The following is a 15,367-nucleotide window of genomic DNA, read 5'->3' as shown; positions in this document are numbered from 1 at the left end:
ACGGGCCCAGCGGCCCTCCTCCACCACCGGTGGGCTATTGCAGACCCAGAGCTCGTTCGAGCTCACCCGCCAGCGACCCGGCGTACACCGTGGTGAGGTGGCCGCGGTCGCGGTAGGGCAGGACGTCGCCGATGACCGCAGGGCACTCGCCCTGCCAGCAGACCCACTTCGTCGGGTCGACGACCTCGGTGCCGGTCGCCTCCGCGGCGTCCACCGAGATGTCGGCGTCCTGGGTCGAGGCCGCGAGCGGCTTCCACAGGCAGTCGCCGAGGGTGTTGCTCTGCTCGGTCAGGCACTCGTCGGGCAGGTTCTCGTTCTTCGGTACGTCGCGCAGCAGGACGGTGCGCTGGGCGGTGGAGTCGAGCCGGGTGAAGAGGTCGACGTAGCCCTGCCGCGCGGCGGCGTCGAGCCCGTCCTTGGGGATGCGGTTGCCGTCGGCGTCGTAGAGCACCGGGTTGGGGCCGCTCGTCGAGACGACGACCAGGTCGGGGTCGAGCTGCGCGATCTGGTCGAGGGCGAAGGCCCGGAAGTCGTCGCACTCCTGCCACAGCGGTGAGCCCGGCTCGAGCTGACCGACCGTGACGAGCGTGGCCGCGCAGTTGGGCTTGACGAAGTAGTAGGTGGTGTAGCCGAGCTCCTCGCCGATCTTGTCGAACGCCGGGATCCACATCCGGCCGTGGGAGTTGCCGAAGACCACGATCGAGCGGTCGGCGTCGACGTCGCCGCGGGGGCAGACCTCGCGCGAGTCCTTCTCGTAGTCGCACGCCCCGACGTCCGGCTCGTCGTCGCGCACCGACAGCAGGTCCGGCCGCAGCTTGCTCGGGATCGCCATGTCGTTGCGGGCTGCGATCACCGAGGCCTGCACGAGCGCGACGGTCTTGTCCTTGGCCAGGTCGACCGAGGACGGGTCGGCGCCGAAGTTCGTCAGCGTGATGGCGGGGTTGTCGCCGAGCGCCCCGGAGGAGTACTCGCTGTACCACTGCCCGCCGAACGCGCTCGCCGCCACGAGGGCCACCGCCCCCGGGTAGAGCGCGATCGCCCGTCGCGTGGGGAACCGCACCGGGCTGCGGAACGGCTGCTCGACGAAGCGGTAGGTCAGCGCCGAGAGGACGAAGGTGAGCGCCACGCACGCGGTGGCGCGCACGACGCCGAGCGGCGCGTCGACGTACCGCTCGGCGATGATGAGCACCGGCCAGTGCCACAGGTAGAGCGAGTAGGACCAGTCCCCCACGACCTGCATCGGGCGCACACCGAGCAGCCGCCCGGCCGCACCCGCGGGCCCGGCCGCCCCGGCCAGCAGCACGAGCGCGGAGCCGACGACCGGCACCGCCGCGGCCGAGCCGGGGAACGGCGTCGCCTCCGAGAACGCCACGCACGCCAGCAAGATGAGCCCGAGCCCGGCCAGGCAGAGCGCCGAGCGGGCGGCGGTGCTCAGCCGGCCCGCGACGGCGGGCGCGACCAGCGCCGTGAGCGCGCCGAGACCGAGCTCCCAGGCTCGCGCAGGGGTCGAGAAGTACGCCGAGAGCGGGGTCGAGGCGGTCGAGGCGGCCGACCACGCGAACGACGCCAGCGTCGCCACGACCAGCACCGCGGCGACCGGGCCGCGAGGCAGCCCGGTGCGCCGACCGCGCCGCGCGGCGAGGAGCACGAGGACCAGCAGCACGATCGGCCAGACGAGGTAGAACTGCTCCTCGACCGACAGTGACCAGTAGTGCTGCAGCGGCGAGGGCGGCTCCTCCTGGGCGAAGTAGTCGGTGCCGACCGCCGCGAAGTGCACGTTGGCCAGGAAGAACGTCGACCACAGCGCGTCGCGCACGATCGTCTGCAGGTCGACCGCGGAGAGCCAGATCGCCGAGGCGGCCAGGGTCGCGAGGGTGACCAGGGTGGCCGCCGGCAGGATGCGCCGGGCCCGGCGAGCGTAGAAGCCCGACAGCGAGACGCGCCCGGTCCGCTCGACCTCGCGGAACAGCAGCTGGGTGATGAGGAAGCCCGAGATCACGAAGAACACGTCGACGCCGACGAAGCCGCCCGGGAGGAACGGCACCCCGGCGTGCGCGCAGATCACCGTCACGACCGCGATGGCGCGCAGGCCCTGGATGTCGTCGCGGTGCACGACGGCGGGCGCGGTCGCGGGCGCGGTCACCGGGGCGGTCACCGGGCGGCTGCCGGGTCGAGGAGGATCTGCCCCTCGAGCTCGTCGGTGAGGTAGCGCGCGTAGCTCTGGCTGATGTGGGTGCGGTCGCGGTGGGCGATGTAGTCACCGACGACGGCGGGGCACAGCCCGTCCGCGCAGAACCACGAGCCGGTCTCGACGAACTGCACGCCGCGCGAGGCCGCCGCCTGGCGCAGGGCGTCGATGAAGGTCAGCGAGGCCTGCTCCTCCCCCGACAAGCACGACTTCAGCGTCGCGTCACGCTCGGACAGGCAGCGGCCCGGGTGGATCACGACCGCCGGCGGGTCGCCGATGACGATGACCCGGTCGGTGTCCGGCGAGATCTCGTCGATCTGCTTCTGCATCCCGTCGTGGTACATCGTCGCCATCGTCGGTACGTCGTCCACGAGGTTGCCGTCGTCGTCGGCGAAGCCGCGGCGGTTGGCCTCCGAACCCATCAGCACGACGTCGGGCTGCAGCTCGGCGACCTGCTCGCGCGCCCAGTCCTGGAAGTCCTCGCAGTCGGTGCTGGGGCCACCCTTGATCAGCCACGGCGTGACGTCGGAGGAAGGGCAGCCCTCGCGGATCAGGTAGTAGGCGACGTAGCCGTAGCGCTTGGCCAGCTCGTCGAGAGCCGGCACCCACTGGCGCGCGTGCGAGTCGCCGATCAGCACCAGCGTCTTGTCGCCCTCGGTGTCACCGCGCGGGCAGAGCGGGCGGTCGGAGTTGATCTCGAAGTACTGGCACTCGCCGAGGTCGGGGATGTCCTGGTCGAGGTCCAGCAGCGACGGCTTGAGGTCGGCCGGGATCTCGTAGCCGTTCTGTGCGGCCTCGATCGAGGCCTGCACGAGCGCCACGACGGGGTCGGTGCTGAAGCCGGGCTGACCCTCGCCGGTCGACTGGCCGAACGCCGAGGTCGTGATCGGCGGGCCACCGCCGGAGATCTCGTCCGCGACGACGGTGTTGGCCGCCGCGAGCATCGGCAGGGTCAGCACGATGACCGCGGGGTAGAGCAGCACCCCGCGCAGCCGGCGGCCCTGGAGCAGCTTGGCGCGGCGCACGGGGTTCTCCACGAAGTGGTAGCTCAGCGCCGAGAGCGGCACGACCCCCGCGACCACCAGCGCCCCGACCCAGCCCGAGGCGTCGCGCCAGGCCGCCGAGACGATGATCAGCGCGGGCCAGTGCCACAGGTACAGCGAGTAGGACCAGTCCCCCAGGGCCCGCACCGGCGCGACGGTCAGCAGCCGCTGGGGCCCCCACGCCGCCGGGGCGAGCCCGCCGACGAGCAGCGCCGCGGTGCCGAGGACGGGCAGCGCCGCGGCGTACCCGGGGAACGTCGTGCTGCCGTCGAAGGCCAGCGAGGCCACCACGACCGCGGCCAGCCCCGCCCACGACAGCGCGGCCTGGACCGCGGGCTTCACGGTCGCCAGCCGGGCGACGAGGCACGCGGCGAGGGCGCCGACGGCGAGCTCCCAGGCGCGGGTGAACGGCGAGAAGTACGCCGCGACCGGGTCGGTGGTGCTGTAGGTGACCGAGAAGGCCAGCGAGACGCCGATGATCACCACGAGCGGCGAGACGGCCAGGTCGCGCAGCCGGGGGCCGGTGCTGCGGCTGCCGACGCTGCGGCGCGCCCGCCAGGCGGAGTAGAGGCACAGCAGCAGCACGAGCAGCGGCCAGACGACGTAGAACTGCTCCTCCACCGCGAGCGACCAGTAGTGCTGCAGCGGCGACGGGGCGTTCTCGGCCTGGAAGTAGTCGGTGCCGTCGTGGGCGAACTTGAAGTTGGCCGCGAAGAAGGTGGCCCACAGCGCGTCCTCGATCGCTCCGCTCGCCTCGACCGCGCTCAGCAGGAACAGCCCCGCCACGATGGTCACGACCAGCACCAGCGTGGCCGCCGGCAGGATGCGCCCGGCGCGCCGGGCGTAGAAGCTGAGGAGCGAGACGCGCCCGGTCCGCTCGGCCTCGGCCACCAGGAGTCCGGTGATGAGGAAGCCCGAGATCACGAAGAAGACGTCGACGCCGACGAACCCGCCGTGGAAGGGACCGATCTGCGCGTGGTCGAGCACCACGAGCACGACGGCCAGGGCGCGGAGTCCCTGGATGTCGCGCCGGAAGCCCTGCTGCACGGTCGAGATGATAGGTCGGGTGCCCGGGCTGGCCCGCTTCGCCGAGCCCGCGGACGTGTCCTACCGCGCGGCCTCGTAGACCGCGAGGTCGGCGGCGAAGTGCTCCTCGAGCCGGGCGCGCGTGGTGACGTCCACCTCGCCCGGGCGGTCGGGGCTGACGTTGGTGGGCTCGAGCACCGGCGGCTCGATGCCGAGCTGCTCCGACATCCACGCGGTCGCCGCGCCGAGGTGCTCGTAGCGGTAGAGCCGGTCGACGATGACGCGTCCCTCGGCGTCGGTCACGAAGTTGGCGGCCGTCCCGAGGCCGATCTCACCGCTGATCAGCCCGTCGGCGAACTCCGCGAACCCCATCTCGGCGCTCGAGTGCCGTGCGCCCGGCCGGGACCGGTACTTCCACCACGACACCGCCCGGTCGATCGGGTGGCGCACCAGACAGGTCGTCTCGTACGACGAGCGCGGGTGGCCGTAGCGCTCCAGCCACGGCGCCATCACCGACTCGTAGGTCGAGGCCGACATGTGCTTCATCCCCGGCGGCTGCCGCACCAGGATCATCGCGTGGCGCGCGAAGTGCCGCTGCAGCACCGTCGAGCCCGCCTTGGGCATCGACAGGAAGACGAACCCGCGGTCCGCGAACGCCATCACGTGCAGGACTCCAGGGTGGCGTCGTCGCGAGCGCGGTCGCCCAGCCGCTTCGCCTGGTCGGTGTAGGGCAGCACCACGCTGGCGCCGCCCACGTCACCGATGTCGCCCTGCAGCACGCAGGAGGTGATCTTCCCGGGGCGGATCGTCGCGGCGGCGCGGGCGAGGCGGTAGACCTCGGTGGGCGAGGCGGTGACGGCCATGTTCTCCAGCGCGGTCGTGGCGCCGTCCTCGATGAAGCCGGGGCGGTCGGCGCGGGCGCGGATCTTGGCGGCGATGCCGCGCAGGACCCGCTGCTGGTTGGCGGAGCGGTCGAAGTCGCCGCGCAGCAGGTCCTTGCGGACCCGGGCGAAGGTGAGGGCGAGGTAGCCGTTGAGGTGCTGCTCCCCCACCGCGAACCCCTTCGGCTTCAAGTAGGGGTCGCTGAACGCCACCGGGTTGTCGACGTCGATGCCGCCGATGGAGTCGACCATCGCCTTGAACTTCTCGAAGCGGGTCACGAACACGAAGTCGGGCTCGATGCCGACGAGGTCGCCGACGGTGTCGGCCAGCAGCTGCGGCCCGCCGTAGTAGAGCGAGGCGTTGATCCGGTCGCTGCCGTAGCCCGGGATCGAGACGTAGGAGTCGCGCGGGATGCCGATCGCGGTCGCCGCTCCCGTACGTGCGTCGAGTCCGATCAGCTGCAGCGCGTCGCCGCGGGTGCGGGTCATGTCCTCGCCCGGGCGCGCGTCCGAGCCGACGGCCATGATCCACACGACGTCGCTGTCGCCGTCACCGCCGACGTCGACGCTGCTGGCCTTCTGCACCTGCACCAGCGCCATGTCGGTGGGCTTCACCGTCGACGTCGGGGCGACCCCGATCCCCACGGCGAGCACGGTCGCCAGCGCGGCCAGCCGCAGCCCCCTCGTCCTGCCGATCGTCCGCGCCCTCACTGCGCCACCGCCTCGTCCACGTCGTAGCCGAAGACCTGCCACTGTCCCTCGGACCGCGTGACGTACAGCCTCCCCGTGACACGCCGGCTCTCGGCGAGCGTGCCGGTGGTGTCGAAGTCGAGCAGGAACTGGACGGTGCCGCCGCGCGGGTGCCCGTCGTGGGAGAACACGTCGAGCCGCACCTTGCGGCGGGTGGCGGTGGCGGTGTCGATCCGGTCGGAGATCGCCTGGTTGCTCAGCAGCGCGAGGTCGCGCTGGGCGTCGCGGGCCGCCCCCGGTGTGAACGCAGCGAACGCCGGCGCGTAGTCGCTGCGCGGGAACTCTCCCAGCCACGCCCCGTCGAACCACGGGTCGAGCGCCGCGACCAGGCTCGTCTTGATCCGCTCCCGCTTGGCGTCGCCGACCCCCTTGCCGAGGTTGCCGAGGGTCACGACGGTCTCGACCGGGGCGGTGGTGTCCGACCCGCTGGCGGCACCGGTCGAGGCGTCGCCACCACCAGGGCGGTCCGGCTCGTCGTCGCCGCTGCAGCCCGTGGCCACGACGGTCAGCAGGACGGCGCCCGTGACGACCGCGCGCCGCAAGGTGAGCCACATCATGGGGACACCCTCACACGCACCCCGACCTCACCCCTGCATTTGCTGGAGGGGAGGACTAACGTGGAGTCCGTCTCCGGACGACCCGTCCACCACCTCGAATCGACCTGCGGAAGAGGCGATCCACGCCGTGCCCGACCCTTCAACGTCCTCCCCCTCCTCCTCGGTGACCATCCCTGAGGAGTTTGGGGCCAACGAGTGGCTCGTCGAGGAGATGTACGACCGGTTCCAGGCGGACCCGTCGAGCGTCGACGCGACCTGGGTCGCCTACTTCGAGGCGCACGGCAAGGACGTCGGCGGGAGCACCAGCAACGGGGCGAAGAACGGTTCCGCCAGCGGGTCGAACGGCGCCAGCAACGGGTCCAGCGCCCCGGCGGAGCCCGCCCCGGCGAAGCCCGCTCCGGCGAAGGCGGAGAAGCCGGCTGGCAAGGCCGAGCCCGCGAAGCCCGCCGCCAAGGCCGAGCCCGCGAAGCCCGCGGCCAAGCCTGCTGCGAAGCCGGCGCCGAAGCCCGCGGCGCAGGCCGAGCCGGCCGCGAAGCCGGCCGACGCCGAGCCGACCTACACCGTGCTGCGCGGCGCGCCCGCCCGCACGGCGAGCAACATGGACGCCTCCCTCACCGTGCCGACCGCGACATCGGTCCGCTCGGTGCCGGTCAAGCTTCTGTGGGACAACCGCACGGTCATCAACAACCACCTCGCCCGCGCCCGCGGCGGCAAGGTGTCGTTCACCCACCTGATCGGCTACGCGCTGGTCAAGGCGGTCGCCTCGATGCCGGAGATGAACGTCGGCTTCGACGTCGTGGACGGCAAGCCCAACCTCATCCAGCCGGCCCACGTCAACCTCGGCCTCGCGATCGACGTCCCCAAGCCCGACGGGTCGCGCCAGCTGCTGGTGCCCTCGATCAAGGCCACCGAGGAGATGGACTTCGCGGCGTTCTGGACCGCCTACGAGGAGGTCGTGCGCAAGGCCCGCGACAACGCCCTCACCGTCGCCGACTTCCAGGGCACCTCGATCTCGCTGACCAACCCCGGCGGCATCGGCACCAGCCACTCCGTCCCGCGCCTGATGAAGGGCCAGGGCGCCATCATCGGCGTCGGCGCGATGGAGTACCCGCCCGAGTGGCAGGGGGCCTCGGACGACGCGATCGCCCGCAACGCGATCAGCAAGGTCATGACGCTGACCTCGACCTACGACCACCGCGTCATCCAGGGCGCGCAGTCGGGCGAGTTCCTCAAGCGGATGCACCAGCTGCTGCTCGGCCAGGACGGCTTCTACGACGAGATCTTCCGCTCGCTGCGCATCCCCTACGAGCCGATCCGCTGGAGCAGCGACATCTCGACGTCGCACGACGACGAGATCAGCAAGCAGGCGCGCATCCTCGAGCTCATCCACGCCTACCGCGTGCGCGGCCACCTGATGGCCGACACCGACCCGCTGGAGTACCGCCAGCGCAGCCACCCCGACCTCGAGGTCGAGTCGCACGGCCTGACCCTGTGGGACCTCGACCGCGAGTTCGCCACCGGGTCGTTCGGCGGCGAGGGTCGCCGCTTCATGAAGCTGCGCCAGATCCTCGGGATCCTGCGCGACTCCTACTGCCGCACCACCGGCATCGAGTACATGCACATCATGGATCCCGAGCAGCGCCGGTGGATCCAGGAGCGGGTCGAGCAGCCGCACTCCAAGCCCCCGCGCGAGGAGCAGCTGCGCATCCTGCTCAAGCTCAACCAGGCCGAGGCCTTCGAGACCTTCCTGCAGACCAAGTTCGTCGGCCAGAAGCGGTTCAGCCTCGAGGGCGGCGAGACCACGGTCCCGGTGCTCGACGAGATCTGCGAGGCCGCGGCCGAGGCCCACCTCGACGAGGTCGCCATCGGCATGGCCCACCGCGGCCGGCTGAACGTGCTGGCCAACATCGTCGGCAAGAAGTACAGCCAGATCTTCCGCGAGTTCGAGGGCAACATCGACCCGCGCACGGTCCAGGGCTCCGGCGACGTGAAGTACCACCTCGGCGCCGAGGGCGAGTTCGAGGCCGGCTCCGGCGACACCATCAAGGTGTCGGTGGCGGCCAACCCCTCGCACCTCGAGGCCGTCGACCCGGTCCTCGAGGGCATCGCCCGCGCCAAGCAGGACGTGCTCGACCAGGGCGCGGCCTACCCCGTCCTGCCGCTGCTCGTCCACGGCGACGCGGCGTTCGCAGGCCAGGGCGTGGTCGCCGAGACGCTCAACCTCTCCCAGCTGCGCGGCTACCGCACCGGCGGCACGATCCACGTCGTCGTCAACAACCAGGTCGGGTTCACCACCTCGCCGGGCAGCTCGCGCTCCTCGCTCTACTGCACCGACGTGGCGCGGATGGTCCAGGCGCCGATCTTCCACGTGAACGGCGACGACCCCGAGGCGTGCATCCGCGTGGCGCGGCTCGCCTTCGAGTACCGCCAGGCGTTCAACAAGGACGTCGTCATCGACCTCGTCTGCTACCGCCGCCGCGGCCACAACGAGGGCGACGACCCGTCGTACACCCAGCCGCTGATGTACGACCTCATCGAGCAGAAGCGCTCCGTGCGCAAGCTCTACACCGAGTCGCTGATCGGTCGCGGCGACATCACGATCGACGAGGCCGAGCAGGTGCTGCGCGACTACCAGCAGCAGCTCGAGCGGGTCTTCACCGAGGTGCGCGAGGCGACCAGCCAGCCCTCGGAGTGGACCACCGTCCCCGACTACCCCGACAAGCCCGCCGGCGAGACCGCCACCGCGGTCGTGCCCGAGGTGCTCAAGCGGATCTCGGACGCCTACGTCACCCCGCCCGAGGGCTTCACCGTCCACCCGAAGGTGATGCCGCAGCTGCAGCGCCGCGCGACCGCGATCACGGAGGGCCCGATCGACTGGGGCACCGGCGAGATCCTCGCCTTCGGTGCGCTGCTCATGGACGGGCGTCCCGTGCGCCTCGCCGGTCAGGACTCGCGCCGCGGCACGTTCGTGTCCCGCTTCGCCACGATCATCGACCGCGTCAACGCCGACGAGTGGACACCGCTGGCCAACCTCACCGAGGACCAGGCCAAGTTCCACGTCTACGACTCGCTGCTGTCCGAGTACGCCGCCCTCGGCTTCGAGTACGGCTACTCCGTGGCCCGGCCCGAGGCGCTGGTGCTGTGGGAGGCGCAGTTCGGCGACTTCGTCAACGGCGCGCAGACGGTGATCGACGAGTTCATCACCTCCGGCAAGACCAAGTGGCGCCAGGAGTCCGGCGTCGTGCTGCTGCTGCCGCACGGCTACGAGGGCCAGGGCCCTGACCACTCCTCGGCCCGCATCGAGCGGTTCATGCTCATGTGCGCCGACGAGGCGTTCGTGGTCGCCCAGCCGTCCACGCCGGCGTCGTACTTCCACCTGCTGCGCAAGCACGCCCTCGGTGAGCAGCACCGCCCGCTGGTGGTGTTCACGCCCAAGTCGATGCTCAAGCGCAAGGAGGCCGCCTCGCAGCCCGCCGACTTCACGAGCGGCACGTTCCGCCCGTTCATCGGTGACGAGCAGGCCGACGCGCAGAAGGTCGACACGCTGCTGCTGTGCTCGGGCCGGATCACCTGGGACCTCGTGGTCGAGCGCGCCAAGCGCGAGGCCGAGGGCGAGCGGTTCGCGATCGGGCGGGTGGAGCAGCTCTACCCCCGTCCGCTCGACGACATCGAGCACGAGATCGCGCGCTACCCCAACCTCAAGACGGTCCGCTGGGTGCAGGACGAGCCGATGAACAACGGCCCGTGGCCGCACTACGCCCTCAACGCGTGGCCCCACGTGGACGCCACCGTCGAGCCGATCACGCGCCTCGAGTCCTCCTCCCCATCGGTCGGCACCGCCAAGCGGCACGCCGAGGAGCAGAAGGACCTCATCGCGCGGGCCTTCGCCTGACGGCCCGGGACCGACGCAGGGGCTGAGCGGTGTACTTCACCGACCGCGGCATCGAGGAGCTGGCGGCGCGCCGGGGCGAGGAGGAGGTCTCCCTCGCCTGGCTCGCCGACCGGCTCTCCGAGTTCACCGACGTGCACCCGGAGTTCGAGACGGCCACCGAGCGTTTCGCCACCTGGCTCGCCCGCCTCGACGATCCCGAGGACTGAGCGACTCCCGAGAGTGGTTTCGAGACGGTCCTAGCGGACCTCCTCAACCACCGGCGACGACACCGGTGGTTGAGGAAGGACGAAGTCCTGTCTCGAAACCACTGACGTTCGAGTGGTTTCGAGACCGTCCTAGCGGACCTCCTCAACCACCGGTGGCGACACATCGGTGGTTGAGGAAGGACGAAGTCCTGTCTCGAAACCACCCTCGCTGCGCGCTACTGCCCGCTGAGCTCGTCCCAGACCTCGGCGGTGGTGACGCCGGTGACGGACAGCCCGCGCTTGCGCTGGAGCTTGGTCACCCGCCGGGCGGTGTCGACGCTGTAGACGCCGTCGATGACGACCTTGCGGCCCAGGGCCGCGGTCAGCGCCCGCTGCAGGCGCAGCACCGGCTCACCGGTCGACCCGACCTTGAGGTCGGGGTGCTTGCCCTTGGCGAGCAGCGCGGCCCACGTGGGCGCGGTGAGGCGTCCGGTCGGCTTGAGGCCGAACTTCCGCTGCGCCTTCTTCACCGCCGCCACGGTGCGGGCGTCGTACCGCCCGGTGATGGGGGCGTTGGTGATGCGCTGCTTGCGCAGCACGCACTGCGCGGCGCTGACCACCGGACCCCGCTTGCCGGCACGCAGGGTCGGGTAGCGGCGCAGGTCGACCTCGACGCCGCGGCACAACCGCTTCGCCGGCTTCGCGACCGAGCCCTCCCCCACGTCGGCCCAGTTGGCGTCGACGGTCAGGGGGTAGCCGCCGAAGCTCTGCGGGGTGTCGAGGAGGTACTGGTGGATCCGCGCGTGGTCGTCCCAGCGCGAGCTCAGCACGCGCTCGTCGGTCACGGTGTCGGCCTGGTTGTTGTTCCAGGCGAACCAGATCTCGTCCGGCATCGTGTAGGTGCCGTACGACGCCCGGTCGGCGTAGTCGAGGGCCGCAATCCCGGCCGCGATGTTGGAGTAGACGCCCGAGGTGTAGCCCGCGGCGTGAAGCCCCTTGCTCCAGCCACTGAGGAACCACAGCGACGACTGACGGCACGGGGTCGAGGTGATGTCGTAGTCCTCGAGGTCGTAGTAGAGCGTGGACCCGCCACCGATGCCGAGCGACTGGGCCACGGTCACCGCCGCGGCTGCCTGGGCCTGGCCCTGGGCCTCGGCGGTCGGGAAGTCGAACGACATCTTGTCGGCGTACGTCGAGCACGCGGCCTGCGGGCCGACCCACAGCGACAGCAGCCGCCAGCCCTGGGCGCGCTGGGCGCCCACCCAGCCGGGCGTGAGCTGCGGCTGGTCGCACAGGCGGTTGCTGCCACCGAGGTAGATACCGACCGCGGCGTACGGCGACTCGTCCCACCAGGCGTCCATGACCTCCTGGGCCGGCGCGGAGCAGGTGTCGAAGGCGTAGCCGGTGAACGAGCCCGGCGCGGAGCCGCCGGCCTTGCGGGCCGCGGGGTCGGGCGCCGCCGTCGACGGGGCGGCCGTGCCGACGAGCAGCGTCGCGGCGAGCGCAGCCACGGAGGTGAGGAGGGCGGTCCAGCGGGTGGCGGAGCGGGGTCCCGAGAAGGTCATGCAGCGTCCTTGGCCTGGTGGGGTCGTGGTCGTGTGCCCCACGACCCTAAGCGACGCAGCGTCCTAGGGTGAGGTCATGACGGTCGAGTGGTTGCAGTCGTCCGAGTCCGAGGTGAGCTACCCGGCCGCGCCCTGGCCGCTGGCGGGGTCGATGTGGGTCACGCTGTTCCGCGTCCGGCGCCCGGTCGACCCCTCGCGTCCCGCCGGCCTCTACGCCGCAGCGTTCGTCTCCTACGACGAGCCGAGTCCACTGACCTACTCCGAGCTGCTCGTGGCTCGGCCGGTGAGGGCGGCGGGCACCCGTCGGCCCCACGTCACCATCACCGACATCTGGGTCGACTCCCCCGAGTCGATGGCGGGTGGCCGCGAGCTGTGGGCGATCCCCAAGGGCCTCGCCGACTTCGAGCTCGACACGGCGCACCGCGGCCCGCTCGCGACGACGGAGTGGACGGCCCGGGACGGCCGGGTGCCCATCGCGCGGGCATCCTTCACCGATGTCTCCCGGGCCGTGCCGCGTACGCCGTTCGCCGGCGCGACCTCGCAGACCGGCCTCCCCGACACCGGGGACGAGCCGCGCGCGGCTCCGATCCGCGGCTCGGCCCACACCTTCGCTGCCCGCGCCCGCTGGGACGTCAACCCGGACGGGCCGCTCGGCTGGATGGCCGGAGCCCGCCAGCTCGGCTCGGTGCGGCTGGCGGGCTTCCGGATGGCGTTCGGGGAGACTGGCTAGTCCTCGGACGCCTTGCGCGCCGAGTCCCGGATCTCGAACACCTCGGTGGCGAACCCACCGAGCGCGGTCGCGATGTCGCGCACCGCGTTGGTGACGATGACGGCCACCTCCCCGACGGTGGTGGCCGCCGCCTCGACGGTGGACTGCAGGGCGTCCTTGCCGATCTCGGGGCCGGAGAGGTGGTCGTCCCCGCTCATGTCACCGCTCGTGTCACCGGTCATGCCACCAGTGTGCCGCGTCAGGCTGCGACGGGCTCGGCGACCGGCGCGCTCGTCCTCTCCTCGACCTTGCGGTCGGGCAGCGCCATCCGGCAGATCTTCTTGGCCACCGAGCCGAGCTGCTTGCCGAGCCGACCGGTGTTGTACTGCAGGCCGTAGCGCTCGCAGATCTCACGCACCTCGACCGCGATCTCCGGGTAGCGGCGCGCCGGGAGGTCGGGGAACAGGTGGTGCTCGATCTGGTGGCTGAGGTTGCCGGTCATCACGTGGAAGAGCTTGCCGCCGGTGATGTTGGCCGAGCCGAGCAGCTGGCGGTAGTACCAGTGGCCGCGGCTCTCGTCCTCGCACTCCTCCTGCGAGAACGTCGCCACGCCGGCCGGGAAGTGACCGCAGAAGATGATGTTGAACGCCCACACGTTGCGCACGAGGTTGGCGATCGCGTTGCCGGTGAAGGTCAACGGGAACAGCGGCCCGGTGAGCGCGGGGAACAGCAGGTAGTCTTTGAGCGCCTGACGCTTGACCTTGCGCATGATGCCGGCGTGCAGGGCGGCGTTCTCCGACACCTTGCGCTTGCCCGCGACGATGTTCTCGACCTCGAGGTCGTGCAGCGCGACGCCCCACTCGAAGAACACCATCAGCGCGAACGCGTAGAGCGGGTTGCCGAGGTAGTAGGGGTGCCACTTCTGGTCCTCGTCCATGCGCAGGATGCCGTAGCCGATGTCACGGTCCTTGCCGAGGATGTTGGTGTAGGTGTGGTGAATGTAGTTGTGGCTGTTCTTCCACTGCTCCGAGGGGCACACGTTGTCCCACTCGTACATCCGCGAGTTCAGGCCGGGGTCGCCCATCCAGTCGTACTGCCCGTGCATGACGTTGTGGCCGATCTCCATGTTGTCCAGGATCTTGGAGATGCTGAGCGAGGCCACGGCCAGCGGCCACGCCGGCGGGAGGTACATCAGCGCACGGCCCGCGACCTCGAACTGGCGCTGGGTCTTGACGACCTTGCGGATGTACGCCGCGTCCTCCTCGCCGAGGTCGGCGATGATCCGCTGACGGATGGCGTCCATCTCCTCGCCGAACTTCTCGAGCTGCTCGTCGCTGAGGGTGGTCTTGTTGGTCTTCACGGTTCGTCCCTTCGGTTCGTTCTCGAGGGTGGAGGGGTGTGGATCAGAGGTCGACGGAGCAGTCGCCCACGGGCGCGCTCACGCAGATGCGGACGTCCTCGTCGGGCAGCGAGGACTCCTCGCCGGTCAGCACGTTGCGCACGGTGCCGTCGGTCTTCTTCGACACGCAGGAGAAGCAGATGCCCATCCGGCAGCCGAACTCAGGCTTGAGCCCGAGGGCCTCGGCCTGCTCGAGCAGCGAGGCGCCGGTGTTGTCGGCGCTCTTGCCCGAGCGCTCGAAGCTCACGGTGCCGCCGGCCTCGCCGGTCGCCGCGCGGGGCGGCTTGAAGTACTCGACGCGCAACGCGTCGGAGTCGGCGTACGCCGCCTGGACGCCCTCGATCATCGGCGCCGGGCCGCAGGCCCAGGTCGCGACGTCTCGGTAGCCCGGGACCAGCCGCTCGAGGTAGGCCGGCGAGAGGTTGGGGTCGCCGAGCTCCGGGTGCAGCAGGTGCACGTCGATGCCGTGACCGGAGCGTCGGATCTCGTCGAGCTCGTCGGCGAAGATCTGGTGCTCGGGGCTCTGCGCGTAGTGCAGGAACGTCACGTGGCCGCGGTGGGTGCGGCGCTGCAGGGAGCGCAGCATCGACATGACGGGAGTGATCCCGGAGCCGCCGGAGATGAACAGGATGCGTTCGGGCACGCGGTCGGGCAGGACGAACTCGCCCTGCGCCTGCGAGAGGTGGACCATCGTGCCCGGCCGGGCCCGCTCGACGAGGTAGCGCGACACGACGCCGTCGGGGTTGGCCCGCATCGTCACCGTGAACCGGTCACCGGCGTGCGAGTCGGGGCTGGAGATCGTGAAGACCCGCGTCGTACGACGCGCGCCGTCGACCTCGACGCCGAGCTGGACGTGCTGGCCGGCACGGTGTCCTCGCCAGGTCGAGGTGGGCTGCAGCGTGATCGTGGCGACCGGCGGGTGACCGGGCACGTCGACCTCGCGGTGGATGTCCACGATGCGCGCGCGGACCTCGTGGGCGGCCCACATCGGGTTGACCTGCTCCAGGTAGCGGTCGACGCCGTGCGGCGAGGTCAGCGCAGCGAGCGCCTTCGAGCGGAGCACGGTGGTCGCGAGTCCCATGTGGTGCCTCCTCGGAGTGGAAGATCGGGTCGGACGATCAGTGCACGTCCGTACACTCAAACTCTCTCGAACCACCCCAGGGGAGGTCAAG

The 15,367-nt window shown here is 71.0% G+C and carries 12 protein-coding genes; 3 read left to right on the top strand and 9 right to left on the bottom strand.

Annotated elements, in window-relative coordinates:
• Positions 1–34 precede the first annotated feature (34 nt).
• The 5 genes from GRQ65_RS24190 to GRQ65_RS19410 are packed head-to-tail and all read right to left on the bottom strand — an operon-like array spanning position 35 to position 6,445.
• Positions 35–2,155 carry an acyltransferase family protein gene (locus GRQ65_RS24190; RefSeq protein WP_160879648.1) on the bottom strand — a complete coding sequence of 707 codons (2,121 nt, stop codon included), beginning with the start codon at positions 2,153–2,155 and terminating at the stop codon, positions 35–37.
• Positions 2,152–4,278 (bottom strand): SGNH hydrolase domain-containing protein, encoded by a 2,127-nt coding sequence (locus GRQ65_RS24185; RefSeq protein WP_160879647.1) that lies wholly within the window; start codon positions 4,276–4,278, stop codon positions 2,152–2,154. Before GRQ65_RS24185 ends, GRQ65_RS24190 begins: the two co-directional genes overlap by 4 nt.
• 60 nt (positions 4,279–4,338) lie before the next feature.
• Entirely contained in the window at positions 4,339–4,917 is a 579-nt protein-coding gene (locus GRQ65_RS19420) for a sulfotransferase family 2 domain-containing protein (RefSeq protein ID WP_237448572.1), read from the bottom strand.
• The gene (locus tag GRQ65_RS19415) at positions 4,917–5,849 is read right to left on the bottom strand and encodes an LCP family protein (RefSeq protein ID WP_337191893.1); all 933 of its coding nucleotides are present in this window, start codon (positions 5,847–5,849) and stop codon (positions 4,917–4,919) included. The genes GRQ65_RS19420 and GRQ65_RS19415 overlap by 1 nt, the downstream gene beginning before the upstream one ends.
• The gene (locus GRQ65_RS19410) at positions 5,846–6,445 is read right to left on the bottom strand and encodes a hypothetical protein (protein WP_160879645.1); all 600 of its coding nucleotides are present in this window, start codon (positions 6,443–6,445) and stop codon (positions 5,846–5,848) included. Before GRQ65_RS19410 ends, GRQ65_RS19415 begins: the two co-directional genes overlap by 4 nt.
• Before the next feature lie 163 nt (positions 6,446–6,608).
• On the opposite strand from GRQ65_RS19410, the gene GRQ65_RS19405 reads away from it, so the two are divergent.
• Together GRQ65_RS19405 and GRQ65_RS22255 are read left to right on the top strand one after the other, a co-directional pair.
• Complete coding sequence (locus GRQ65_RS19405; RefSeq protein ID WP_337191891.1) at positions 6,609–10,337, top strand: multifunctional oxoglutarate decarboxylase/oxoglutarate dehydrogenase thiamine pyrophosphate-binding subunit/dihydrolipoyllysine-residue succinyltransferase subunit; 3,729 nt, start codon at positions 6,609–6,611, stop codon at positions 10,335–10,337.
• A 29-nt stretch (positions 10,338–10,366) separates the two neighbouring features.
• The gene (locus tag GRQ65_RS22255; RefSeq protein WP_202388417.1) at positions 10,367–10,543 is read left to right on the top strand and encodes a DUF6104 family protein; all 177 of its coding nucleotides are present in this window, start codon (positions 10,367–10,369) and stop codon (positions 10,541–10,543) included.
• A gap of 215 nt (positions 10,544–10,758) precedes the next feature.
• Here the strand turns inward: GRQ65_RS22255 and GRQ65_RS19400 are convergent, their stop codons facing one another.
• Entirely contained in the window at positions 10,759–12,087 is a 1,329-nt protein-coding gene (locus GRQ65_RS19400) for a glycoside hydrolase domain-containing protein (RefSeq protein ID WP_160879644.1), read from the bottom strand.
• A gap of 76 nt (positions 12,088–12,163) precedes the next feature.
• Here GRQ65_RS19400 and GRQ65_RS19395 point away from each other — a divergent pair, with 76 nt between their 5' ends.
• Positions 12,164–12,817 (top strand): acetoacetate decarboxylase family protein, encoded by a 654-nt coding sequence (locus GRQ65_RS19395; protein WP_160879643.1) that lies wholly within the window; start codon positions 12,164–12,166, stop codon positions 12,815–12,817.
• On the opposite strand, the gene GRQ65_RS19390 is transcribed toward GRQ65_RS19395, so the two are convergent.
• From GRQ65_RS19390 to GRQ65_RS19380, 3 genes are read right to left on the bottom strand one after another with little or no spacing between them, the layout of a single operon-like run.
• On the bottom strand, positions 12,814–13,038 hold the full coding sequence (locus GRQ65_RS19390; protein WP_237448549.1) for a hypothetical protein: 225 nt from the start codon (positions 13,036–13,038) through the stop codon (positions 12,814–12,816). The genes GRQ65_RS19395 and GRQ65_RS19390 overlap by 4 nt on opposite strands.
• A gap of 17 nt (positions 13,039–13,055) precedes the next feature.
• Positions 13,056–14,156, bottom strand: a complete 1,101-nt coding sequence (locus tag GRQ65_RS19385) for a fatty acid desaturase family protein (RefSeq protein WP_337191890.1) — start codon at positions 14,154–14,156, stop codon at positions 13,056–13,058.
• Positions 14,157–14,199: 43 nt separating this feature from the next.
• Positions 14,200–15,276 carry a ferredoxin reductase gene (locus GRQ65_RS19380; RefSeq protein ID WP_160879642.1) on the bottom strand — a complete coding sequence of 359 codons (1,077 nt, stop codon included), beginning with the start codon at positions 15,274–15,276 and terminating at the stop codon, positions 14,200–14,202.
• Positions 15,277–15,367 lie beyond the last annotated feature (91 nt).

This window comes from Nocardioides flavescens, assembly GCF_009823805.1.
GTDB classification, from domain to species: domain Bacteria; phylum Actinomycetota; class Actinomycetes; order Propionibacteriales; family Nocardioidaceae; genus Nocardioides; species Nocardioides flavescens.
The sequence above is the reverse complement of the archived record's forward strand: the minus strand, read 5'-3'. Positions and strand labels throughout refer to the sequence as shown.

Coding starts and splice junctions, on each gene's coding strand:
- GRQ65_RS19420 (WP_237448572.1), bottom strand. CDS start 4,917: ATGGCGTTCGCGGACCGCGGGTTCGTCTTCCTGTCGATGCCCAAGGCG.
- GRQ65_RS19410 (WP_160879645.1), bottom strand. CDS start 6,445: ATGATGTGGCTCACCTTGCGGCGCGCGGTCGTCACGGGCGCCGTCCTG.
- GRQ65_RS19400 (WP_160879644.1), bottom strand. CDS start 12,087: ATGACCTTCTCGGGACCCCGCTCCGCCACCCGCTGGACCGCCCTCCTC.
- GRQ65_RS19395 (WP_160879643.1), top strand. CDS start 12,164: ATGACGGTCGAGTGGTTGCAGTCGTCCGAGTCCGAGGTGAGCTACCCG.
- GRQ65_RS19390 (WP_237448549.1), bottom strand. CDS start 13,038: ATGACCGGTGACACGAGCGGTGACATGAGCGGGGACGACCACCTCTCC.
- GRQ65_RS19380 (WP_160879642.1), bottom strand. CDS start 15,276: ATGGGACTCGCGACCACCGTGCTCCGCTCGAAGGCGCTCGCTGCGCTG.